This window comes from Amycolatopsis sp. 505, assembly GCF_031625235.1.
Taxonomy (GTDB): Bacteria; Actinomycetota; Actinomycetes; order Mycobacteriales; family Pseudonocardiaceae; genus Amycolatopsis.
In genome coordinates this window covers 512658-534274 of record NZ_JACKQP010000006.1, presented here as the reverse complement: position 1 = coordinate 534274, position 21617 = coordinate 512658, and the positions used below count along the sequence as shown (strand labels likewise).

The window sequence follows — 21617 nt, the reverse complement described above, 5'->3', positions numbered from 1 at the left end:
CCCTCGGTGGCCGTCTCGGTGCGGGTTGTCCCCCGCTGGCACCATTGTGCTCCCGCCGGGCACGCGAAGCGGACACTGTGAGGTTCCGATCAGAAGGCAACCAGGCGGGCCGCCCGGGCGTACGCGGCTATACTGCGTAGCGTGAGCGTCGAGCACCGTCCCCTGCGCGCGGACGCCCGGCGCAACCGCGAGGCGCTGGTCGCGGCGGCGCGGGAAGTGTTCGGCGCCAAGGGGGTCGACGCCCCGCTCGACGAAATCGCCCGGCGCGCCGAGGTCGCCATCGGCACCCTGTACAACCGGTTCCCGACGCGCGCGGACCTCGTCGAAGCCGCTTTCCTGCCGACGCTGCAGGAAGCCGAGGCCGTGCTGGACGAGGCCCTCGCCCGCGAAGACCCGTGGGACGGTTTCGTCCTGTTCCTGGAACGTTCGGTGCAGATGCAGGTTTCCGACCGCGGCTTCACCGAGGTGTGCTCGCGGACGTTCGACCCGGCGTCGGGGCTGGAGAAAGCCAAGGAAGCCAATGGTTCCCGGATGAACCGGATCATCACGCGCGCCCAGGAGGCCGGCGCGTTGCGGAAGGACTTCCGGGGGCCCGACCTCGCGATCGTGTTCGCGGCCGCGACCGCCACCCCGGACTGGCGGCGCGCGCTCGGCATGGTCCTCGACGGTCTGCGCGCGCGATGACCTGGCTCGCGGACACGGCCGCGTCGTACGACACGGTGGCTTCGAGCTACGCCGAGTTCGTGTCCGACGCGCTCGAGAAGCAGCCGTACCTCAAGGCGGCGCTGACGCTGTTCGCCACGCAGGTCGACGGGCCGGCGGTGGACGTCGGCTGCGGCCCGGGCCACTTCACGGCGTACCTGGCTTCGCTGGGCGTCGACGCGTCCGGCATCGACCTCTCGCCGGGGATGATCGACCTCGCCCGCCGCTCGCACCCGGAGCTGCGGTTCGAGGTGGGCTCGATGACGGACCTCCCGCTGCCCGACGCGTCGGTCGCGGGCGTGCTGGCGTCCTGGTCGCTGATCCACGTCCCGGACGAGGCGGTGCCGGTGACGCTGAGTCACTTCCACCGCGTGCTGCGGCCGGGCGGGCTGCTGACGATCGGCTACCACGTCGGCGTGGGCACGCGGCTGAAGACGTCGGGGTATGGCGGGCACCCGATGCGCGTCCACGTCCACCTGCGGCAGCCCTGGTGGCTGGCCCGGCGGGTGCGGGAAGCCGGGTTCACGATCGAGGCGGAGTGGGCGCTGGACCCCGCGGCCGAGGTTTCGCAGGCGATCCTGTTCGCCCGGACCTAGGCGAACGCCTGCTCGGCGAAGCTGAGTCCCCCGCGCTCGGGCAGGGTCAGGACCTGCCGGTCGACGTGCTGCGGCGGCCGGCGGATGTACTGCCGGAAGCCGCGGGCCCGGAACTTCAGCTCGAACTCGTGCCCCTCCAGGTGCCAGGCGGGGTACGGCTGGTCGTCCGGTGGGTCGAGGCGGTGGAGGTCCGCGACCTCCAAGCCGCCGTACAGGGGGCCGACGTCGCCGGTGATGTCCCAGGCCTGGTCGAACACCAGGGTGGCCGGGGCGACCCAGAACGTGAAGTGCTTCTGCCGGCGGGCCGGCTCGACCCAGCGGACGAGGTAGTCCAAGTCCAGCGAGAGCCGGCCCGGCGGGAGGTCGTCGTCCTCGGTGAGGGCGATCGCGTGGATGCGGCTGTCGTGCCAGCCCATCTGCGGGAAGTCGGCGTCGGTCCACACCGCCTTGGACAGGCCGGACGGGTCGGTCATGCCACGCGCTCCCCCACGAACTCCACGATCTCCGGCAGCACGCCCCGCCAGTACTCGTCGTTGTGCTCGCCCGGCGAAAACCGGGACACTTCCGGCGAAACCGCCTTCACCAAGCGGCGATCCGCGCCCAGGAACGGGTCCGACTCGCCGCACCACACGCCGAGGCCCGCGGGGCGCAGATCGGCAGTGTGCAGCAGGGGCTCCTCCGCGCGCCAGTTCTTTTCGTCCGCGAACACCTTGCGGCTGCGGGCATCCGGCCAGCTGACGAACAGCGCCGCGCTCGCCGTCGCCACCGCTTTCACGTCCGGGTGGGCCCGGGCGAACCGCAACGCCCCGAAGCCGCCCATCGAGATGCCGAACACCGCCGACGGCGGACGCAGGTCGCGAGCCGCCAGCCAGGCGGGGACTTCGTCGGTGAGCATGCGCTGCGGGTCGTCACCGCCGCCGACATTCACCCAATAGTGGTCACCGTCGACGGCCGCGATCGCGAACGGCGGGGTTCCGGCGCGGACAGCCGCCGTCAGGACGTCGGGGACGCCGAGGGAGAGGAACGTCCGCGCCTGAGCACCGCGGCCGTGCAGGGCGAGGCAGACCGGCAACCCCGCGGCCGGCACCCCGGACGGGGTGATCAGCACCAGGTCGACGTCGGTGCCGCGGGCCGCCGAGGGCATGCGCTGGACCGTCACCGGGTCACGCAACGGCGCCGGGCCGGTCGGCTGCGGCACCGCGGGTGGTCCGGGCGGCGGACCGGCGGGGGAAGACGAGCAGCCCGCCAGCAGCGCCAGTGCGCTGCCGGCGAGCAGGCCGCGGCGGGAGAGCACGGGTCAGCCCCGGCTCTCCTCCTCCGCGAACTCGTCGTCTTCGGCGTCTTCGGCCTCGCGAGGGGCCTTGTACGGGTCGGCGTCGCCCGCGTGCTGGGCTTCGGCCGCGCGCCGCGCCACCTCGGCGTCGGCCTCACGGGCCTTGGCCAGCAGGTCCTCGATCCGCTTCGACTCCTCGGGAATCGTGTCGGCGACGAACGTCAGCGTCGGCGTGTAGCGGACGCCGGTGCCCTGCCCGACCTTGGTGCGCAGCATCCCGCGCGCCGATTCGAGCGCGGCGGCCGCGCCGGCGAAGTCCGGCACGGAGTCCAGCTTCTCGCCGAGCACCGTGTAGTACACCGTGGCGTCGTGCAGGTCGCCGGTGACCTTCGTGTCCGTGATGGTCACGTAGTCCAGGCGGGCGTCCTTGACCTCGTGTTCGATCGCCGACGCGACGATCTGCGAGATCCGCTTGGCGAGCTTGCGAGCCCGAGCAGGATCGGCCATGTCGTTCTCCTAGAAAGTGCTAATCGTCCGGACCGAGCAGCCGGCGGCGCGCGGAAAGCAGTTCGAACTCCGGCCGGCTCGCCACGTACCGCTCACACGAGTCGAGCACGTCCCGGACGTGCTCGCCACCTTCGGCGACCACGGCCACCCCGATGAGAGTCCGGCGGTGCAGGTCGGTGTGCCCGGCTTCGGCCACCGACACGGCGAAGCGCTTGCGCACCTCGGCCAGCACCGGACGGACCACGGATCGCTTCTGCTTCAGCGAATGGACGTCGCCGAGCAGGATGTCGAGCTCGAGAGCTCCGACGAACATAGGCAGTTTTGGTGGTGTAGTAGGGAAGCACCGGGTGTGCGCGGGAAGCGCACACCCGGTGCCGGACATCCTTACGCGCGAGGCTTCTCGCGCTGCTCGTAGGTCTCGATGATGTCGTCGACCTTGATGTCACCGTACGAACCGAGCGTCAGACCGCACTCGTAGCCCTCGCGGACCTCGACCACGTCGTCCTTGAACCGCCGCAGCGAGCTGATCGGCAGGTTCTCCGCCACGACGGTGCCGTCGCGGAGCAGACGCGCCCGGGCGTTGCGCCGGATCTCGCCGGACATGACCAGGCAACCCGCGATCGTGCCGATCTTGGAGGACTTGAAGACCTCGCGGACCTCCGCGCGGCCCAGCTCGACCTCTTCGTACTCCGGCTTGAGCATGCCCTTGAGGGCCTGCTCGATCTCGTCGATCGCCTGGTAGATGACCGTGTAGTACCGGACGTCGACGCCCTCGCGGGTGGCCCGCTCGGTCGCCTTGCCCTGGGCCCGGACGTTGAACCCGAGGACGATCGCGTCGGACGCGGTCGCCAGGTCGATGTCCGACTCGGTCACGCCACCGACACCGCGGTGGACCACGTTCAGCTCGACCTCGTCACCGACGTCCAGCTGGAGCAGCGAGGCTTCGAGGGCCTCGACCGTACCCGAGTTGTCACCCTTGATGATCAGGTTGAGGCTGTTCGTCTCCTTCAAGGCGGAGTCGAGGTCCTCGAGGCTGACCCGCTTGCGGCGCGACGCGTTGAGCGCGTTGCGCGTACGAGCGGAGCGGCGCTCGGCGATCTGCCGGGCGACGCGGTCCTCGTCGACCACCAGGAAGGTGTCGCCCGCGCCCGGCACCGAGGTGAACCCGATGACCTGGACGGGCCGCGACGGCAGCGCCTCGGTGACGTCGACGTTGTGCTCGTCGACCATCCGGCGGACGCGGCCGTAGGCGTCACCCGCCACGACCGAGTCGCCGACGCGCAGCGTGCCGCGCTGGACCAGGACGGTGGCCACCGGGCCGCGGCCGCGGTCGAGGTGCGCCTCGATCGCGACACCCTGGGCCTCCATGTCCGGGTTGGCCCGGAGGTCCAGAGCGGCGTCGGCGGTCAGCAGGATCGCCTCGAGCAGGCCGTCGATGTTGATGTTCTGCCGCGCGGAGATCTCGACGAACATCGTGTCGCCGCCGTACTCCTCGGCGACCAGGCCGTACTCGGTCAGCTGCTGCCGGATCTTGTCCGGGTTCGCACCTTCCTTGTCGATCTTGTTGATCGCGACCACGATCGGGGCCTTGGCGGCCTGCGCGTGGTTGATCGCCTCGACCGTCTGCGGCATCACACCGTCGTCGGCCGCCACCACGATCACCGCGATGTCGGTCGAGTTCGCGCCACGGGCACGCATGGCGGTGAACGCCTCGTGACCCGGGGTGTCGATGAAGGTGATCAGGCGCGGGTTGCCCTCGAGCTCGGTCTCGATCTGGTACGCACCGATGTGCTGCGTGATGCCGCCGGCCTCGCTCTCGCGGACCTTCGTCTTCCGGATCGTGTCGAGCAGGCGGGTCTTACCGTGGTCGACGTGACCCATGATGGTCACGACGGGCGGCCGGACCTGCAGGTCCTCTTCCTCGCCGGAGTCTTCGCCATACGTGATGTCGAAGGTCTCCAGGAGCTCGCGGTCCTCCTCCTCGGGGCTGACGACCTGAACGTTGTAGTTCATTTCGCCGCCGAGCAGCTCGAGGATGTCGTCCGACACGGACTGCGTCGCGGTGACCATCTCGCCGAGGTGGAAGAGCACCTGCACCAGCGAAGCCGGGTTGGCGTCGATCTTCTCGGCGAAGTCGGTCAGCGAGGCACCGCGCGGCAGCCGGATCGTCTCGCCACTGCCCTTGGGCAGGCGGACGCCGCCGACGCTGGGCGCCTGCATGTTGTCCATGTACTCCTGGCGCTTCTGCCGCTTCGACTTGCGGCCCTTGCGCGAGGGACCACCGGGACGCCCGAAGGCACCCGCGGTACCGCCACGGCCACCGGGGCCGCCACGACCGCCGCCGCCGCCGCGGAAGCCGCCGCCACCGGCCGGGGCACCGCCCCCACCGGGACCGCCGCCACCCGGGCGGAAGCCGCCGCCACCGCCGCCGCCACCGGGACCGCCGCGGAAGCCACCGCCGCCGCCACCACCGGGACCGCCGCGGAAACCGCCGCCGCCACCGGGACGACCGCCGCCACCGGGGCCGCCACGGGCGCCGCCGCCGGGGCCACCGCGGGCGCCGCCGCCGGGACCGGCGGGACGCTGCGTGCGGCCCGGCATCATGCCGGGGTTCGGCCGCGGGGGCATGTTGCCCGGGCTCGGCCGGTTGCCACCGGCGCCACCACCCGGCCGCGGGGCCGGACGGTCACCGCCGGCGCCACCGCCGGGACGCGGGGGCCGGTTGTCGCCGCCCTGGCCGCCACCGGGGCGCGGAGCCTGCGGACGCGGGGCCGGGGCGCCGGAACCGACGCCGAACGGGTTGTTGCCGACGCGCGGCGTGCGCGGGCCGGGCTTGGGACCGCCGGGCTTGGGGCCCTGCGGCTTCGGCGGGACGACCGAACCGGTGCCCTGCGCGGGCGCGGCCGGGGTGTCCTGCTTGGGCGCAGCCGGAGTCTCGGCTTTGGCGGCCGGGACCTGCTGCTGGGGTGCGGCCGGAGCCGGGCGCGGGCCGGGCCGGGGGCCGGGGCGCTGCCCCGGGGTGGCCGGCTTCGACGCCGCGGGCGCCTGCTGCTGGGGTGCCGCCGGAGCCGACGCGGCCGGAGCGGGCGCCGCCTGGGCCGCCGGAGCCTGCTGGGCAGGCGCGGGGGGCTTCGGGGCAGCGGGTCCGGGCTTCGCGGCCGGCGGGCCGGGGCGCGCCGACGGGCCGGGGGTGGGCGTGGGCTTCTTGGCGCCCTTGGGGGCGTACGCGTCCCGGAGACGGCGGGCGACGGGCGCCTCGACCGTGGACGACGCGGACTTGACGAACTCGCCCTGTTCCTTCAACTTCGCGAGCACGTCCTTGCTGGTGATGCCGAGCTCCTTCGCGAGCTCGTGTACGCGGGCCTTGCCTGGCACAACTCTCCTCATCTAGGGGAGGCCAGGCGGAAAACCCGCTGACCTCGTCCTTATTGTCTGACGCTCATGGCTTCAGCTTCACGGCTGACTCATGACGGGTCGACCTGCTTCCTTGCTTCCTCGCGACCCCGGGGACATCCCGGGTTCGTGGTGCGGGGTGGTGCGCCCGACGTGCTCGCGGACCTCCGAGGCGTCGGCCGCCCCGGGAGCCCGCAGGGCCCTCGGGAAGGCTCGCCGCCGTTCGGCCTTGGCCAGGCAGTCCGGGTCGGGGTGCAGCCAAGCCCCCCGGCCCGGCAGCCGCCGACGCTCGTCGACGACCACCCGCCCGGCCACCGCGACCACGCGCAGCAGCTCACCGATCAATGCCCGCCGCTTGCAGCCGACACAAGTCCGCACCGGGGAATTCCGGTGGGGCTGGTGCTCGGCTACCCGCCGCGGGCTTCGAACCACTCCTGAGTCTAGCGCTTCGACCTTCACTCAGCCGAACCGGTTGTCGCGGCGGGCCGCGGCGGACGGGCGTGGTCTTGATCACCCTCGTCGTCCGCCGGTGCGGCGTCGCTGCGGATGTCGATCCGCCAGCCGGTCAGGCGGGCGGCGAGGCGGGCGTTCTGGCCCTCCTTGCCGATCGCCAGCGACAGCTGGAAGTCCGGCACCACGACACGGGCCGTCTTCGCCCGCTCGTCCACGACTCGTACCGAGACAACCTTCGCGGGCGACAGCGCATTCCCGACGAAGCGAGCGGGGTCCTCGGAGTAGTCGATGATGTCGATCTTCTCACCGGCCAGCTCGCTCATCACGTTGCGCACGCGCGCGCCGACCGGGCCGATGCAGGCGCCCTTGGCGTTGACGCCCGGCACGGTGGACTTGACCGCGATCTTCGTGCGGTGTCCCGGCTCGCGCGCGACGGCGGCGATCTCGACCGTCCCGTCGGCGATTTCCGGCACCTCGAGCGCGAACAGCTTGCGCACCAGGTTCGGGTGCGAGCGCGAGAGCGTGATCTGCGGGCCGCGGTTGCTGCGCGAGACCGTGACCACGTACGCCTTGATCCGGCTGCCGTGCTCGTAGGACTCCCCGGCGACCTGCTCGCCGGACGGCAGCACGCCCTCGGTGTCACCCACCTGGACCACGACCATGCCGCGCGCGTTCGCGCGGGCGTCGCGCTGGATGACGCCGGCGACGATCTCGCCCTCCTTGGTGGAGAACTCGCCGAAGGTCTTCTCGTGCTCGGCGTCGCGCAGCCGCTGCAGGATGACCTGGCGCGCGGTGGTGGCGGCGATCCGGCCGAACCCCTCCGGGGTGTCGTCCCACTCCTCGTCGACCTGGCCGTCGTGGGTCAGCGTGTGCGCGAGCACGCGCACCAGGCCCGTCTTGCGGTCGATGTCGATGCGGGCGTGCGGCTGGTGGCCCTCGGTGTGCTTGTACGCGGTGAGCAAGGCCGTCTCGATGGCCTCGATCACCGTTTCGAAGGGGATGTCCTTGTCCCGTTCGATCGCCCGCAGCGCGGCGATGTCGACGTTCACTTCGACCCCTTCTCCGTCTCGGCCGCGATCGAGCCGGACGCGTCGTCTTCGAGCAGTTTCAGGTCCTCGGCGGGCGGCTGCTTGAACTCGATCTCCACGACCGCCTTCGCCACGTCGGCGTAGCGGACGTCGCGGATCTTGCCGCCTTCGAGGACGCGGGCGGCGTGTTCGCCCGCGTGGCCGACCCGGCCGATGAACGCCGCGCCGTCGTTCGGGGTGACCTTGACCAGCCGGAACCGCGCGCGCCGCCAGTGCCGCGCCTGGGTGAGCGGGCGGTCGAGCCCCGGCGAGGTGACCTCCAGCGTGTAGGCGCTCGCCAGCACGTGGTCGTTCTCGTCGAGCGCCGCCGAGACCTTGCGGCTGACCTCGGCGACCTCGTCCAGCCCGACCCCGTCGTCGGCGTCGACGACGACCTTGACCAGCTGGCGCCGGCCGGCCTGCTGCACCTCGAACGAATCGAGGTCGAAACCCGCGGCGGTGACGGCTTCGGCCACTATCGGCTGAAGCCGGCTGGCGAGTTCTCCTGGCACGTGGGGGTCTCCTTGCTCGGGCTGGGTGGTCGGGTCGGTGGTGGACCAGCTTATCCGGTCGCCCGCTCACCCCGCGCGAGCGGCGGGGCCGCCCCGGGGCCTGGCAGGATGGGGCGGCGTGACCGGAAGACCGACCGAGCTGACCCGTCGTACCGCCCTCCGCGCGGGAGCGCTGGCCGCACTGGCCGTTCCCCTCGCCGCCTGCGGGCCCGGCTACGACGAAAGCCCCGACCCGCTGCAGCCGCTGCTCGCCGCCGCCCAGGCCGACGCCGACGCCGCGCGGGCGCTGGCGAAGGGGGCCGACGCCGACGCCGCCGGCCAGCTCGCCGACGCGCGCGCGGCGCACGCGGCCGCCCTCAAGTCCGAAGTGGACCGGCTGAACCGGCCCACGCCGTCGCCGTCCGCCGCGCCGCCGGCGCCCGCCGCGCTGGGTGACCTGAAGGACCGGCTGGCGGCTGCGCGCAAGCAGGCCGAAGACCTCGTCGGCGGGCTGCCGCGCTACCGCGCCGGGCTGGTCGCGGCGGTGGCGGCGGGCTGCGCGTCGCTGCAGCGCATCGCCCCGGCGCTGGGCCCGGGCGAGGACGCGCCCAAGGTGGGCACCGCCCCGGCCGGGGCGATCCCGCCGGAGGCGGTGGACCCGCTGCAGGCGGCGCTGGCGGCCGAGCACGCCGCGGTGTGGGTGTACGGCCTGGTCAGCGCGTTCCTGCCGGGCGAGTTCGGCGACGCGGAGAAGAGCGGCGCGGCGGAGCACGCCCTGCGCCGCGACTTCCTGCAGACGGCGCTGGCGGCAGCGGGGGCGACCCCGGTGGCCCCGGAGGCGGCGTACGTGCCGAAGAACCCGGTGACGGACGCGAAGTCGGCGTCCCAGGTGGTGGCGACGGCCGAGGCGGACTGCGCGTCGGCCTGGCACGCGGTGATCGACCACACCGACGACGCGGGGTTGCGGACCACGGCGTTGCATGCACTGGTCGCCGCCTCCCGCCGCGGCACGCCGTGGCGTTCCGAGGCGGGCGAGAAGCCGGTCGCGATCGCCATGCCCGGCCGGACGAGCTGACCCCCGTCGTGAGTGTCAAGGCGGGTTCTGACCCGCCTTGACACTCACGACCGGCCGCGGCGGACCGGGTCAGGAGTGGAGGTCGGCCGACAGGCGGAGGGCGTCGTCGGCGATGCTCTCGATCAGCTTCTCGTCCTTGTGCTTGTCGTAGAAGTCGGCGAGCACGATCGTCGTGTTCGTGCCGTCGACCTTCGACGAGTACGCCGCGTCCTTGCCGCTCACGCTCGGGGTGCCGCTGCCGGCGAACGTCTTGTCCTTCACCAGGTCCGTGACGTTACCGGTGCCGTCCCGCTCGGTCAGCGCCTTGAGCGCCTTCGCCTTCGACGAGTCCGGCATGCCCACCAGCGCCACCGACACCAGTGCCTTCGCGCCGCCCGACTCCGTCGTGTACAGCGCGCGCACCAGCGACTGGCACGGGCTGTCCTGGAAGAACGCCTTCGTATCGCCGTAGGACTTCTCGACGCAGTCCGTCGTCTTCGCCGGCCCGGCGACCAGCGTGAACTTGTACTGCCCGGTGTTCTGCGCCGGCGGCTGCGCGACCGGCTCGTCCGGCGCCGAGTCGTGCCGGATCAGGAACCACAGCAGCCCGGAGACGACGGCGATCGCGACCAGCCCGGCCCCCTTGAGCAGCAGGGACCGGGTGTCACGAGCCGGCGGGCCCGGCACGGGCGGGCGGGGCTGCGGGGGTACCGCGCCCAGCGGGGCCGTGTCGGACGGGCCTGGGGTGAAATGCGCACCAACCACGGGGCCATACGGTAGTTCACCGGCGTCCGGCGGTTCACTCGAACGCGCGTAAAACCCGTTCGACGTCGTCAAGCGTGTTGTAGAGGTGGAAGCCGACCCGCACCCGGCCACCGCGGACGCTGGACACGACGCCCGCCTCGGCGACTCGCGCCGGGTCGGCGTCCAGCGACACGATCGCGGTCCGGCGCGGCGGCAGCCCGAGCTTCTCCAGCAGCGTGTCCGCGAGGCCGGCGTTGTGCGCCCTGACCTGGGCGAGGTCGAGGCCGGCGAAGTACTCCAGGGCCGCGGCCGAGCCGACCTGGGCCAGCCAGACCGGCGAGAGGTCGAACGCGCGGGCGTCGCCGGCCAGGCGCAGCGGGAGGCCGTAGACCGTGGCCCACGGGTCCTCCCCCGCGTACCAGTTCGCCGCGACCGCGCGGGTGCGCTCCTGCGCGTCCGGCCGCACCGCGAGCCACGCGGTGCCCCGTGGCGAGCAGAGCCACTTGTACCCGGCGCCCACCACCCAGTCCGCCCAGGCCACGTCCAGCGGCAGCCAGCCGACCGCCTGCGTCGCGTCCAGCAGCACCGCCGCCCCGGCGGCCTCGGCCGCGGCCCGCAGCGCCGCCAGGTCCACGATCCGGCCGTCGGCGGACTGGACCACGCTCACCGCGACGACGTCGTGGCCTTCGACCCGCTCCGGCAGCACGTCCAGGGGCACCTCGGTCACCGTGACGCCGGGGTTGACCGCGAAGGGGAACGTCACGCTGGTGAAGTCGCCTTCGGCGGCGAGCACCCGGGTGCCGGCGGGCAGCGCGGCGGCGACGTTGGCGACGAGCTGCGAGACCGACGCTCCGCTCGCGACGCGCTCCGGTTCGACGCCGAGCAGCCGCGCGAACCCGGCCCGCGAACGCGCCACGTACTGGTCGAACTCCCCGGGCCTGGTGGCGCCGGTCCGCCACCGTTCCACCGATTCGGCCACGGCTTCGGCCACCGGTGCGGGCGGGACGCCCACGCTGGGCGTGTTCAGATATCCGGACGGGGCGGCGAAGTCGGTTCCGAAGGCGCGCATACCCCTCACGCTCGCAGATCCGGCCGGTCGGTTCACCCCGATTTCGGCAGCAGCGCCAGGACGTCGGCGTAGGACGGCGGGCTCAGCGGCAGGGCACGGCCGTCCCGCACCGCGAGTGCGCTTTCGGCCGCGGCGGCCAGCGCGACCCGGTACGGCAGCGAGCCCAGGCTGACCCGCGCGACGCCCAGGCCGGCCAGCCCGGCCACGGTCACCTTCCCGGGCAGGAACAGCAAATTGAGCGGCAGGCCGACGGCGACGATCCGTTCGACGTCCCCCGGCTCGGCGAGGCCGGGGACGAAGACGCCGTCCGCACCCGCCGCCGCGTACGCCCGGACTCGCCGCTCGGCCTCGGCGAGCGAGCGGTCGCCGGCCCAGTGCGTGTCCGTCCGGGCGTTGACGAACAGACCCGGCACGCGTTCCTTGACCGCGGTGACCAGGGCGCACTGGACGTCGACCGGGGCGAGCGAGCCGTCGGCCCGGCCGTCCTCGAGGTTGACGCCGGCCACGCCCGCGTCCGCCAGCTCGGCCGCGAGGTCGGCGACCGCGGCCGGGTCCGCGCTGAAGCCGTCGGCGAGGTCGACGCTGACCAGCACGTCCAGCCGGGTCAGGCGGGTGGCGAGGGCGACGGTCGCGGCGCGCGTCGAGGGCGCGCCGTCCGGCTCCCCCGCCGCCGCGGAGACGCCGAGGCTGGTGGTGCCCAGGGCGCGGAAGCCCTGCGCGGCGAGGAAGGCGCCGACGCCGAACTCCCACGCGTTCGGCAGCAGCAGCGGGGAACCGGGGACGTGCAGGGCACGGAAGTCGTCCATGCCCCGAACCTAGGTCCGCGACGCTTCGGCGGGCGCCGAACTCTCGAGGAACGGCGCCAGCACCCCCGGGACGGCGTCCGCCGCGAACTCCAGGCCTTCGTCCGCGCCGGCGTCGAGGATCGAGTAGGCGCCGGAGCCCGCCGCGGTGGTCGCGGTGAACGTCGCGAGCCCGCGACGGCGCTGGAACACGGACTGCTTGACGGTCCAGCCGATGACGCCGTCCCGCGTCAGGACGGCCGTGCTGCGCCGGACCGTGCCCGCGCGCGTCACCAGGTAGCGGCCGCGCAGGCCGTGCCCGAGGCCGCGGTAGGCGTCCCGGGCGAGCAGGACGGCCACCGGCAGCGCGACGACGGCGAGGGCGACGCCGAGCACGAGCAGGACGTCGGTGAGCAGCGCGCCGAGGAGCAGCAGGACGAGCACCGGCGTGAACGCGGTGAGCAGGGCCCAGCGCAGCCGCCGTCCGCGGGCCGCGGGTGGGTGCGGCACCAGCTCGACGGCCTCGAGGTGGTCGCCCAGGACCCGCGCCGCGACCCGGTGCGCGTCGGCTCTCGGTGCGGCGGGCAGGAGGGTCTTGGACTCGGTCTTGTCGTCGTCCCGTTCCAGCCCGGTGGCGATGGCGTCGACGCGGGCGGCGCCGGCCAGCCGGGCACCGAGCGGCTCGACCAGTTCGACCCCGCGCAGGCGCCGTTCCTCGACGGTGATCGTCCGGGTGGTGAACAGCCCGCGGCGGACGCGCAGGGTGCCGCCGGGTTCGCGGTCGAGCCGGTAGTGCCACCACATTTCGGTGAACAGGCCCACCGCCCCGGCCACGCCGATGACCATCGCGAGAACCAGCAGGAGCAGGATGCTCACGGCGAGGGGCAGGTCGCCGAAGAGGTCGAGGAGCCAGCGGAGGAGGCCGCCGCCGGCCCCGAACCAGTCGGCGACCTTGAAGAGGGACCCGAACGCGGCCAGCCCGAGCGTCGGAGCGACGAAGGAGACCGGGGCGTACCGGATCCAGCGCGGGTCGAGTGTCGCGAGTGGACCGTCGTGAGTGGACGGTGCGCGGTGCAGGAGTTCGGTGCGCAGCGCTTCGGCGTCTGCCTTGGCGAGCGGGGAGAGGGCGATGCGCTCCTGCCGGCCGGTGCCGATGGAGAGGGTCGCGACGCCGAACGCGCGGTGCAGCGGGTTGGCGGTCAGGTCGGCGGTGCGGATTCGCTCGCGCGGCAGGGATTTGCGGGTGTGGACGGCGAACCGGAACTCGATTTCGAGGCGCTCGGCGGTGCAGCGGAAGCGGGTGTACCGCCAGCGGACGTATTCGACGAGCACGCCGGCGCCGACGAGCAGCGCGGCGGCCGGGAGGAGCCAGAGGGACCGGGTGCCGATGGCGACGGGGGTGCCGGCGGAGATCGCGACGCCGGCCATGAGGACGGCGGTGACCCCGAGGGTGCGCCGGTCGAGACGACGCCAGCCGGCTTCGTGCTCGCCGCTCATGTCGCGTCCCCCGGCGTGGCGTCCGTGCGTTCCGTCAGCCGCTCCGCCACGTCCGCCGCGACCTGCGCGTCCAGCCCGCGAAGCCGGACCGCTCCGCGCGCCGAGGCCGTCGTCACCGTGACCGTCGCGAGGCCGAAGCGCTGCTGGAGCGGGCCGCGCAGCGTGTCCACCGTCTGCACCCGCGACAGCGGCGCCACCCGCCACTCCTGCCACAGGAACCCCGAGCGCACGTACACCGCCGTGTCGGTCACCTCCCAGCGGTGCAGGCCGAACCACCACCGCGGCAGGACCGCGCACCACGCCACCCCCAGCACGGCGACCACCGCCGCCGGCGCCAGCAGCCAGAACGCGGCCGGCGGGATCAGCAGGCCGAGGACCGCGAGCACGAGCACCACCGGCCCGAACGTCAGCGCCCCCTGCGTACGCCACCAGGCGATCGCGCGGCGGTCGAGTGCGTGACGCGGTGGCCGCAGCCGTAGTTTTCCGGTCTCCACCGGACACCCCCCGGGATTGTTTTACAATGCGACCGCATCGTAACGGCGGAGCCCGCGTTTTCGCAATGCGATCGCATGACAACGGGAGCGGACGTGCCGAAACAGGTGGACCACGAGCAGCGCCGGGTGCAGATCGCCGAGGCGCTGCAACGGCTGACCACGCGCGCCGGCCTGGAAGGCGTCAGCCTGCGCCAGGTCGCCGCCGAAGCCGGCATGTCGATGGGCTCGGTGCAGCACTACTTCAAGACCAAGGACGAAATGCTGCGCTACGCCCTCGAGCACCGGCACAAGCTCCGCAGCGAGCGGATCACCGCGAAGGTGCTGGCCGAAGGCCCGCCGACCCCGCGCTCGATCCTGCGCGCGTGCCTGGTCGAGATCCTCCCGCGCGACCCCGACAGCGAAGCCGACTTCCTCATCGGCGTCGCCTACTTCATCCGGGCCATCGCGGACCCGGCGATGGCGAAGGCCTTCGGCGAAGGCATGCCGGAACTCCTGGACTTCTTCGCCGGCCAGGTCCGCGAGGCCCAGCAGGCGGGCGACGTCCCGGCGTCGGCCGACCCCGCGACCGAGGCCGCCCTCCTCTGGGCGATCGCCGACTCCCAGGGCTCGGAAATCCTGATGGGCCACCGCACCCCGGCCCAGGCGATCTCCACAGTGGACTACTACCTCGACCGCCTCTTCACCCCCTGACCGTGTCGACCCGCCAATCACGCGTGTCGACTCCTCAATCACGCGTGTCGACCCTTCGAGCACGAACGACGTGTGCGGGAAAGGTCGACGCGCGTGATCCCGGGGTCGACACGCGTGATTGAAGGGTCGACACGGCATCAGCCGCCTCCGCCGCCGGAGGCCGCGGAGATCGCGGCCGTGCGGGCGGCCCGGGCTTCGCGGATCACCTTGCGCAGGGCCGGGACCGCGGCCCCGGCCTGCTCCTCCAGCCGGGCCAGGCGATCGCGGTGACGTCGGCGGTCGCTGCGCGGCAGTACCGCGCCCAGCTCGACCGCCGCGGCCAGCGACGTCAGGGCCGCGATGTCCGCGGACACCGGCGCGTCACTCCGCAACGCCGTCCGCACCGAGTCGCGGAGCGCGGCCGCCGAGGCCGGCTCGCGGACCACCGGACGCCGGCGCGGGAACAGCCCCAGGACCCGGGACGTCCGCAGCGAAATCACCCCCGCCGCGGCGAGCTGGGCTTCCAGGGACCGCAACGTCTCACGCGCCCCGCGGCGGACCCGGGCGCGCCACTTCCGGTGCGGGTCGGCGGCGAGCTCGGCGAGGAGGTCGTCGAGCACCAGGTGCCCGGTGCCGCCGGCGTCCGAGACCACCGGACGGCCGCCGTCGTCGGTGATCCGGCCGCGCAGCACCAAGTCCGTCAACGCCGCCGCGCGCACCAGCAGCGCCACCCGCTCGCGGTCCGGCAGCCGGTCGCGGGCGGTGTCGCAGGCCAGCAGGTACGCCCGGGCCGGCAAGGACAGCTCGCTCATCCCCGTTTCCCTCCCTCGTCTCCGGCCCCCAGTCCACCTCGCCGGACCACGGGGCGAAACCGGACGACGGAGGTGATCGCGAAGACGAACGGGGGAACCCGGGCGCAACCAAAGTTGCACGCCCGGGCGGCGGCCCGGAACAGCGGTTACCGTGACCGCGTGACCACCGCCCGGCGGCCGCTGTGGCCGAGCCGCTCCGACGGCTACTGGCTGATCTTCGCGGCCCTCGCCTTCGCCGGGATGAACACGCTCCTCTACGTCCTCGGCGACCGGACGACCGGCGCGTGGGGCCCGGCCGCCGGGCTGGTCCTGCAGATCGCCTGCGACCTCACCCTGATCCTGCTGTTCCGGTTCCCCGGCCCGGTGTGCGCGTTCGTCATCGCGGCGGCGGTCGCGATGCTCGCGGCCGACACCTTCGCGCCCGGCCTGCTCGTGCCGCCGCACCCGCTCGCCCTGACGACCGTCCCGACGATCACCTCGGTGATCCTGTCGCAGGCGGCCCGGGTGCTGGACAAGCGGACCGTGCTGTGGGTGGCCGGCATCCTGGCCGTGATCGCCGCGCGGCCGTGGACGCCGAGCTGGGCGACCACGCCGTTCGGCCTGCTCAGCACCGCGCTGCCGGCGCTCGCCTCGCTGTACTTCGAAGCCCGCAAGCAGCTGCTCCAATCCCTGCGCGACCGCGCGGAACGCGCCGAGCGCGAACAGCACCTGCTCGCCGAGCAGGCCCGGGCCGCGGAACGGCGGCGGCTCGCGGGCGAGATGCACGACGTCGTCACCCACCGGCTCAGCCTGATGGTGCTGCACGCCGGCGCGCTCGGCGTGACGTCGGCCGACCCGGCCGCGCGGGCGGCGGCCGAGGACATCCGCCGCGAAGGGGCGCTGGCCCTGGACGAACTGCGCGACCTGGTCGGCGTCCTGCGCAACGGCGCCGAGGCCGGGCCGCGGACGCTCAGCCCGGAGGAGCCCGGCGACCCGGCGCGGCTGGTCGAGGAGTCCCGGTCGGTCGGGGTGACGACGGACCTGGTGGTGGACGGCGACCCGGCGCAGGTGTCGCCGACCGTCGCGCGCACCGCGTACCGGCTCGTGCAGGAGGCGCTGACGAACGTGCGCAAGCACGCGCCGGGCGCGTCGGCGGCGGTGTCCCTGCGCTACCACCCGGGTGGCCTGGACGTCTCGGTCGACAGCACGGCGGCGCGGCAGCCGCCCGACCCGGCGCTGGCGGGCAGCGGTTCCGGCGCGGGGCTGGCCGGCCTGCGGCAGCGCGTCGAACTGGTCGGCGGGCGGTTCGACGCGGGCCCGCGGCCCGGCGGCGGGTTCCGGGTCGGTGCGATACTGCCCGCCTACGTCCCGACGGCGGAAGGCACGCACTGTGATCCCGGTGCTCGTGGTCGATGACGAGCCGATGGTCTGCGCGCACCTGCGCACGATCCTGGGTTCGGCCGACGACATCGAGGTGGTCGCCCAGGCCGCCGACGGCGCCGAAGCCGTCGAAGCCGTGGTCCGGCACCGGCCGCGCGTGGTGCTGATGGACCTGCGGATGCCGGGCGTGGACGGCCTGACCGCGATCGCCCGCATCACGGCCATGCCGGACCCACCGGCGGTGGTGGCCCTGACGACGTTCGACGCGGACACGTACGTGATCCGCGCCCTGCGCGCGGGCGCGGCGGGCTTCCTGGTGAAGTCGACGCCCCCGGAGGACCTGATCGGCCTGGTCCGCGTGGCGGCGGACGGCCACACGGTGCTCTCGCCGTCAGCCGCGCGCCGCCTGGTGGCGCTGTCGTCGGACAGCCGCGAACGCGGCGAAGACGCGCGACGCCGGACGGCGGGACTCACCGAGCGGGAGCGGGACGTGCTGGCCTGCCTGGGTTCCGGACTGTCCAATGCGGACATAGCCGCCCGGCTGCACCTGGCCGAGGCGACGGTGAAGAGCTACGTCTCCCGGATGCTGGTGAAGCTGGACTGCGCGAACCGGACCCAGGCGGGCTTGCTCGCGCACGAGGCGGGTCTGGTGGCCCGTTAGGGGAAGAGCAAGGGTGCGGCGTGCCAGATCGCCCAGCCGTTGAGCAGGAACCACCCGCCGATCCACAGCGGCGACGGCATCTTGGTCTGCTTGGCCAGCTTGGCGGCATCGTCGGTGTGGCCGCGGAACCCATGTTCGCGGCGGTTCGAGACGAGGACCTGCACGCCGCCGAGCTCACTGATCAGCAGCAGCCAGGCTTCGGTGTAGGCGGTGGCAGTGCGCAGCCATCCAGGCGCATAGCGCAGGGCCGAGTACACCACCGCTCCCACCGCGACGACCACGGCCAAGGTGCGCAGGTCCCGGGTGAACAGGACGATGAACACCAGCGCGACGAGGGTCAGGACGAGCACGGCCGTCACGCGGCCCTGGTGCAGGAGGACCGCCGCCCCCAGCCCCGCCAGGGGTGGCATCGCGTACCCGGCGGCGGTGGCCAGGACGACGCCCAGGCCCGGCGCTTGCCTCCAGTTGGTGAAGCCACCTCCCGGACTCGTGATGGCGACCCGAGTGACGTCACCGCCGGTCAGCAGACTGACCAGGGCGTGGCCGCCTTCGTGGAACAGCGTGGCCAGGACGTTGGCGTTGCGCAGGAAGCTCCGCCGGCCGGAGGGCGGCGTGACGACCGAGGTCAGCGACACCGCGAAGGCGAACAACGCGGTGAGGGCAACGACTCCCCAGCCCGGCGCGGGCACGGTCTCGTTGAGCACGGCGACAGTGTCCCTGCGGACGGCGCCGCGGAACCCGTCCCGAGGCGGATTGTCCAGGAGCTGTCCACTGGACGGTGCCGCGCTTCAGCCGGCTTCGGCCTCGGCCAGGCGGTCCAGGAGGATCGACTGAGCGTCCGGACCGGCCAGCACGGTGGCGAAGTCCGGGCCGAAGATCCGCCGGCAGATCGCCCTCACCAGCCGGTATTCCCGCTCGGCTTCGTCCCGCCGGTCCAGCTTGAGCAGCACCCCGGCCCGGTTGAGCCGGCAGACCACGGTGTCGCGGCCGGTGGGGCCGAGCACCCGCACGCGGGTCTCCAGCGCGGCGCGGAACTCGTGTTCGGCCTCCGCGAGCCGGCCCAGGTCGAGCAAAGTGGCGATGAGCGCGTCCCGGCTGTGCAGGGTGTCGCGATGATCCGGCCCCATGACCCGCGAACACGTCTCGAGCTCGGCCCGGTGTTCCCGCTCGGCCTCGCCGAGCCGGCCGAGCTTGCCGATCACCTTGGCGAGGTGGTAGCGGCTGGTCAAGGTGCCGCGGTCGTCCGGGCCGAGGGTGCGCTCGCGGAGATCGAGGACCGCGCGGTGTTCCCGCTCGGCCTCCGCGAGCCGGCCCAGCTCGCCGAGCGCGATCGCCCGGTTGGCCCGGCTGGTCAGGGTGTCGGCGTGGTCCGGGCCGAGGGTGCGGGTCCGGCTTTCGACCTGGATCCGGTATTCGCGCTCGGCCTCTTCCGTCCGGTGGGAGTCGCGGAGGGCGGTGGCGAGCAGGTCCCGCTCGAACAGGGTGTCCGGGTGGTCCGGCCCCAGGACGCGGCCGGTCACTTCGAGCACGGCCCGGTGCCCGGCCACGGCCTCCTCCCACCGCCCGAGCCCCTGGAGGACCGTTGCGTGGTGGCGGCGGCTGCCCCGGGTGTACGGGTGCTCGGCACCGAGAAGCCGGGTTCGCGCTTCGACCACCGTGCGCTGTTCGCGCTCGGCCTCCGTGAACCGGAGCAGCTCACCCAGGACGATCGCCAGGTTGTTCCGGCTCGTCAGCGTGTCGGGGTGTTCCGCCCCGAGCACCCGGGTCCGCGCTTCCAGCGTGGCCCGGCCCTCCTGCTCGGCTTCCTCCAGCCGCCCCAGGTGGTACAGGTCGAACGCGCGGTTGCTGCGGCTGTACAGGGTGTCGGGGTGCTCCGCCCCGAGGATCCGGACGCGGTCCTCGAGGACGGCGAGGTGGTCGCGTTCGGCTTCTTCGTACCGGCCGAGGCCGCTCAGCACGGCCGCGAGGTTGTTGCGGCTGGTCAACGTATCCGGATGTTCCGGGCCGAAAACCTTGCGACGCGCTTCGAGCGTGACGCGGTCTTCGTGCTCGGCCTCCGCCAGCCGCCCCAGCCGGCACAGCGCCAGCGCGAAGTTGCTGCGGCTGGTCAACGTCTCAGGGTGCTCCGCGCCCAAAGTGCGGACGCGGGCTTCGAGGACGGCGCGGTGCTCCCGCTCTGCTTCTTCCCAGCGGCCCAAGCTGCAGAACACGCGCGCGAGATCGTGACGGTAGTTGAGGGTCTCGGGGCTTTCCGCGCCGAACAGGAGGATCATGCCGTCGAGCGTGGCGCGGTGTTCGCGCTCGGCCTCCGCCCAGCGCCCCTGTCGTTCGCTGATGACGGCGAGATTGCCGCGGACGGTCAACGTGTACCAGCTCTCGGTGCCGACCAGACGCAGGAGCACCTCCAGCGTCGCCCGCTGCTCGTGTTCGGCCTCAGCCAGCCTGCCCAGGTCACTGAGCGCGGTGGCGAGGTTGTTGCGGCAGGCCAGCGTGTCGAGGTGTTCCGCCCCCAGCGCCCGCGTGCGGACTTCCAGGACCTCGCGGGTCTCCCGCTCCGCCTCCGCGAAGCGCCCCATCGCGTGGAACGCACTGGCCAGACTGGCCCGGCTCGTCAGGGCATCGGGGTGCTCGGGCCCGAGTTCGCTCGTCAGCCGCCGCGTGGCGCGGGAAAACGCCTCGAGCGCCAGCGCGTAGTGCCCCTGCCTGGTGCAGGTGGCCCCGATGGCCATCGCCTCGGAGCCGTCGGAGATGTCGAGCACCGCGCGCAGGGTCGGCTCCGGCACGTACCCTTCCGGACCGCCGACGTGCTGGGCCTCGTCGACCAGGTAGTCGAACACGTCGTAGCCGGTCCTGGCGGACCCCGTCATCAGTGACGTCGTCGCCCGCCGGGCCCGCAACGCCCATTCCCAGGCCGCCGCCGTCGATTCGGGACGCAGCCGGTCACCGCCGCGCCGGCGCAGGCAGTCGTCGGCCAGTTCTTCCAGCAACCGGCCGGAAAGCGGCGGCTCGAGGCCGGCCCGGCGCACGTCCACCGCGGCGGTCACGAACGCCGCGCCCCGGGGGTGGGCCCCGACGTCCCACCCGTCGTGCCACGCCCGCAGCAGCTCGGGGCCGGCGGCGAGGTATTCGGCCAGCCCGTACTCCCCGACGTGGTCCATCGCGTCGGCGATCCGCGGGTCCCACGCCAAGCCGGCGGCGCGCCCGGCTTCCGCGCTGCTCAGCAGCCGCTCGACGCGGACCTCGTCATCGACGAGGGCCAGCGTCTCGCGCGCCGCGCGGTACATCTCCCGGGTCGCTTCGTCCAAGCCGCCGGAATCGGCGAACCGGGCGCGCTCGAGCGCCCGGATCGTGCCCACGACCACGGTGTGCCGCGATCCGGCCAGCAGCCGGCCCAGCACCTCGCGGGTGAGGCCCGCGGGTCCCAGGTAGTGCTCCACGTCGTCCAGCCAGACCACGCAGTTCCCGGCCCGCACGGCGCGCTCCAGCGCGGGTTTCACCGCGCCGCGGTCCTGCGGGGCCACCAGCACGTGATCCGGGACGGTCGCCAGGATCGCCTCGAACGCGGTGCGCGACTTCCCGGCGGTCGAGTCACCGACGAGCAGCACGAATCCGCCGCGCGCGATCCGCGCCCGCACCCGCTCGTCGACGTCGCGCGGGACGTACGCCGGCATCGTCTCCGCGGCGTCTCCGGGCCCGGTGGGATCGAGCTGGGCGGCGGGGTGCACGCCCAGCCGCCGCGGATCGGCGACCTGCCGCACTTTCGGGAACTTCCCGCGGGCGGTCACCAGGCAGCCGTGCACCACCGACAGGTCGCCGTCGTCACGGCGGGAAATCCGGCTGCGCATCCGGTCGGCGGCCACCTTGACGAACGGCGTCACGAGCACCGCGGCCCCCGCGGCGGCACCGGCCCACCAGGAGTTCCCGGCTCCCGCCGCTTTCAGCGCGGCCGGAACCGCGAGCACGGCCGTCCCGGCGAGCAGCGCGAACGCCACCC

The 21617-nt window shown here is 73.4% G+C and carries 22 protein-coding genes; 6 read left to right on the top strand and 16 right to left on the bottom strand.

All coding sequences use genetic code 11. The annotated features are described in order from the left end of the window. Nucleotides 1–141: 141 nt before the first annotated feature. Both H5965_RS24525 and H5965_RS24520 read left to right on the top strand, forming a co-directional pair. Entirely contained in the window at nt 142–684 is a 543-nt protein-coding gene (locus tag H5965_RS24525; RefSeq protein WP_310972571.1) for a helix-turn-helix domain-containing protein, read from the top strand. Then, nucleotides 681–1298, top strand: coding sequence for a class I SAM-dependent methyltransferase (locus H5965_RS24520; protein WP_310972570.1), 618 nt, complete (start codon nt 681–683; stop codon nt 1296–1298). The genes H5965_RS24525 and H5965_RS24520 overlap by 4 nt, the downstream gene beginning before the upstream one ends. Here the strand turns inward: H5965_RS24520 and H5965_RS24515 are convergent. The 8 genes from H5965_RS24515 to rimP form a co-directional block, all read right to left on the bottom strand. After that, the gene (locus H5965_RS24515) at nt 1295–1771 is read right to left on the bottom strand and encodes a hypothetical protein (RefSeq protein WP_310972569.1); all 477 of its coding nucleotides are present in this window, start codon (nt 1769–1771) and stop codon (nt 1295–1297) included. The two genes, H5965_RS24520 and H5965_RS24515, sit on opposite strands and share 4 nt — an antisense overlap. Beyond that, complete coding sequence (locus H5965_RS24510; protein ID WP_310972568.1) at nt 1768–2592, bottom strand: alpha/beta hydrolase-fold protein; 825 nt, start codon at nt 2590–2592, stop codon at nt 1768–1770. Before H5965_RS24510 ends, H5965_RS24515 begins: the two co-directional genes overlap by 4 nt. Nucleotides 2593–2595: 3 nt before the next feature. After that, the gene (rbfA, locus tag H5965_RS24505; RefSeq protein ID WP_310972567.1) at nt 2596–3078 is read right to left on the bottom strand and encodes a 30S ribosome-binding factor RbfA; all 483 of its coding nucleotides are present in this window, start codon (nt 3076–3078) and stop codon (nt 2596–2598) included. 19 nt (nt 3079–3097) lie between these two features. Next, nucleotides 3098–3391, bottom strand: coding sequence for a DUF503 domain-containing protein (locus H5965_RS24500; protein WP_003083991.1), 294 nt, complete (start codon nt 3389–3391; stop codon nt 3098–3100). A 71-nt stretch (nt 3392–3462) separates the two neighbouring features. After that, nucleotides 3463–6453: a translation initiation factor IF-2 gene (gene infB / locus H5965_RS24495; RefSeq protein ID WP_310972681.1), complete on the bottom strand. Its 2991-nt coding sequence runs from the start codon at nt 6451–6453 to the stop codon at nt 3463–3465. 78 nt (nt 6454–6531) lie between these two features. Then, the gene (locus H5965_RS24490; protein ID WP_310972566.1) at nt 6532–6849 is read right to left on the bottom strand and encodes a YlxR family protein; all 318 of its coding nucleotides are present in this window, start codon (nt 6847–6849) and stop codon (nt 6532–6534) included. A gap of 77 nt (nt 6850–6926) precedes the next feature. After that, nucleotides 6927–7973 carry a transcription termination factor NusA gene (nusA, locus tag H5965_RS24485; RefSeq protein ID WP_043785288.1) on the bottom strand — a complete coding sequence of 349 codons (1047 nt, stop codon included), beginning with the start codon at nt 7971–7973 and terminating at the stop codon, nt 6927–6929. Continuing rightward, a complete protein-coding gene (gene rimP, locus H5965_RS24480) occupies nt 7970–8503 on the bottom strand; it encodes a ribosome maturation factor RimP (RefSeq protein WP_310972565.1) in 534 nt (177 codons plus the stop codon). The genes nusA and rimP overlap by 4 nt, the downstream gene beginning before the upstream one ends. A gap of 118 nt (nt 8504–8621) precedes the next feature. Here rimP and H5965_RS24475 point away from each other — a divergent pair, with 118 nt between their 5' ends. Then, on the top strand, nt 8622–9557 hold the full coding sequence (locus H5965_RS24475) for a ferritin-like domain-containing protein (RefSeq protein ID WP_310972564.1): 936 nt from the start codon (nt 8622–8624) through the stop codon (nt 9555–9557). Between the two features lie 69 nt (nt 9558–9626). Here the strand turns inward: H5965_RS24475 and H5965_RS24470 are convergent, their stop codons facing one another. The 5 genes from H5965_RS24470 to H5965_RS24450 form a co-directional block, all read right to left on the bottom strand. Then, entirely contained in the window at nt 9627–10223 is a 597-nt protein-coding gene (locus H5965_RS24470; protein ID WP_310972680.1) for a hypothetical protein, read from the bottom strand. A 112-nt stretch (nt 10224–10335) separates the two neighbouring features. Beyond that, on the bottom strand, nt 10336–11349 hold the full coding sequence (locus tag H5965_RS24465; protein WP_310972563.1) for an aminotransferase class V-fold PLP-dependent enzyme: 1014 nt from the start codon (nt 11347–11349) through the stop codon (nt 10336–10338). Nucleotides 11350–11381: 32 nt separating this feature from the next. Continuing rightward, nucleotides 11382–12155: an isocitrate lyase/phosphoenolpyruvate mutase family protein gene (locus H5965_RS24460; protein WP_310972562.1), complete on the bottom strand. Its 774-nt coding sequence runs from the start codon at nt 12153–12155 to the stop codon at nt 11382–11384. 9 nt (nt 12156–12164) lie between these two features. Then, the gene (locus H5965_RS24455) at nt 12165–13628 is read right to left on the bottom strand and encodes a PH domain-containing protein (protein WP_310972561.1); all 1464 of its coding nucleotides are present in this window, start codon (nt 13626–13628) and stop codon (nt 12165–12167) included. Next, nucleotides 13625–14122 (bottom strand): PH domain-containing protein, encoded by a 498-nt coding sequence (locus H5965_RS24450; RefSeq protein ID WP_310972560.1) that lies wholly within the window; start codon nt 14120–14122, stop codon nt 13625–13627. The genes H5965_RS24455 and H5965_RS24450 overlap by 4 nt, the downstream gene beginning before the upstream one ends. Nucleotides 14123–14215: 93 nt before the next feature. Here H5965_RS24450 and H5965_RS24445 point away from each other — a divergent pair, with 93 nt between their 5' ends. After that, a complete protein-coding gene (locus H5965_RS24445) occupies nt 14216–14812 on the top strand; it encodes a TetR/AcrR family transcriptional regulator (protein WP_310972559.1) in 597 nt (198 codons plus the stop codon). A gap of 137 nt (nt 14813–14949) precedes the next feature. Here H5965_RS24445 and H5965_RS24440 read toward each other — a convergent pair whose 3' ends face one another. Continuing rightward, nucleotides 14950–15603, bottom strand: coding sequence for a GPP34 family phosphoprotein (locus H5965_RS24440; RefSeq protein ID WP_310972558.1), 654 nt, complete (start codon nt 15601–15603; stop codon nt 14950–14952). A gap of 159 nt (nt 15604–15762) precedes the next feature. Here H5965_RS24440 and H5965_RS24435 point away from each other — a divergent pair, with 159 nt between their 5' ends. Further along, nucleotides 15763–16998: a histidine kinase gene (locus H5965_RS24435; protein ID WP_310972557.1), complete on the top strand. Its 1236-nt coding sequence runs from the start codon at nt 15763–15765 to the stop codon at nt 16996–16998. Next, nucleotides 16973–17623 carry a response regulator transcription factor gene (locus tag H5965_RS24430; protein WP_310972556.1) on the top strand — a complete coding sequence of 217 codons (651 nt, stop codon included), beginning with the start codon at nt 16973–16975 and terminating at the stop codon, nt 17621–17623. Before H5965_RS24435 ends, H5965_RS24430 begins: the two co-directional genes overlap by 26 nt. Here the strand turns inward: H5965_RS24430 and H5965_RS24425 are convergent. Both H5965_RS24425 and H5965_RS24420 read right to left on the bottom strand, forming a co-directional pair. Continuing rightward, nucleotides 17620–18327, bottom strand: a complete 708-nt coding sequence (locus H5965_RS24425) for a M50 family metallopeptidase (protein WP_310972555.1) — start codon at nt 18325–18327, stop codon at nt 17620–17622. The two genes, H5965_RS24430 and H5965_RS24425, sit on opposite strands and share 4 nt — an antisense overlap. Nucleotides 18328–18411: 84 nt before the next feature. Beyond that, nucleotides 18412–21615 carry a tetratricopeptide repeat protein gene (locus H5965_RS24420; protein WP_310972554.1) on the bottom strand — a complete coding sequence of 1068 codons (3204 nt, stop codon included), beginning with the start codon at nt 21613–21615 and terminating at the stop codon, nt 18412–18414. Between the last annotated feature and the right edge of the window lie 2 nt (nt 21616–21617).

Excerpts from the sequence above, each read along its gene's own strand:
- H5965_RS24520 (WP_310972570.1), top strand. The coding sequence starts at position 681 with ATGACCTGGCTCGCGGACACGGCCGCGTCGTACGACACGGTGGCTTCG.
- H5965_RS24515 (WP_310972569.1), bottom strand. The coding sequence starts at position 1,771 with ATGACCGACCCGTCCGGCCTGTCCAAGGCGGTGTGGACCGACGCCGAC.
- rbfA (WP_310972567.1), bottom strand. The coding sequence starts at position 3,078 with ATGGCCGATCCTGCTCGGGCTCGCAAGCTCGCCAAGCGGATCTCGCAG.
- H5965_RS24500 (WP_003083991.1), bottom strand. The coding sequence starts at position 3,391 with ATGTTCGTCGGAGCTCTCGAGCTCGACATCCTGCTCGGCGACGTCCAT.
- H5965_RS24465 (WP_310972563.1), bottom strand. The coding sequence starts at position 11,349 with ATGCGCGCCTTCGGAACCGACTTCGCCGCCCCGTCCGGATATCTGAAC.
- H5965_RS24460 (WP_310972562.1), bottom strand. The coding sequence starts at position 12,155 with ATGGACGACTTCCGTGCCCTGCACGTCCCCGGTTCCCCGCTGCTGCTG.
- H5965_RS24455 (WP_310972561.1), bottom strand. The coding sequence starts at position 13,628 with ATGAGCGGCGAGCACGAAGCCGGCTGGCGTCGTCTCGACCGGCGCACC.
- H5965_RS24440 (WP_310972558.1), bottom strand. The coding sequence starts at position 15,603 with ATGAGCGAGCTGTCCTTGCCGGCCCGGGCGTACCTGCTGGCCTGCGAC.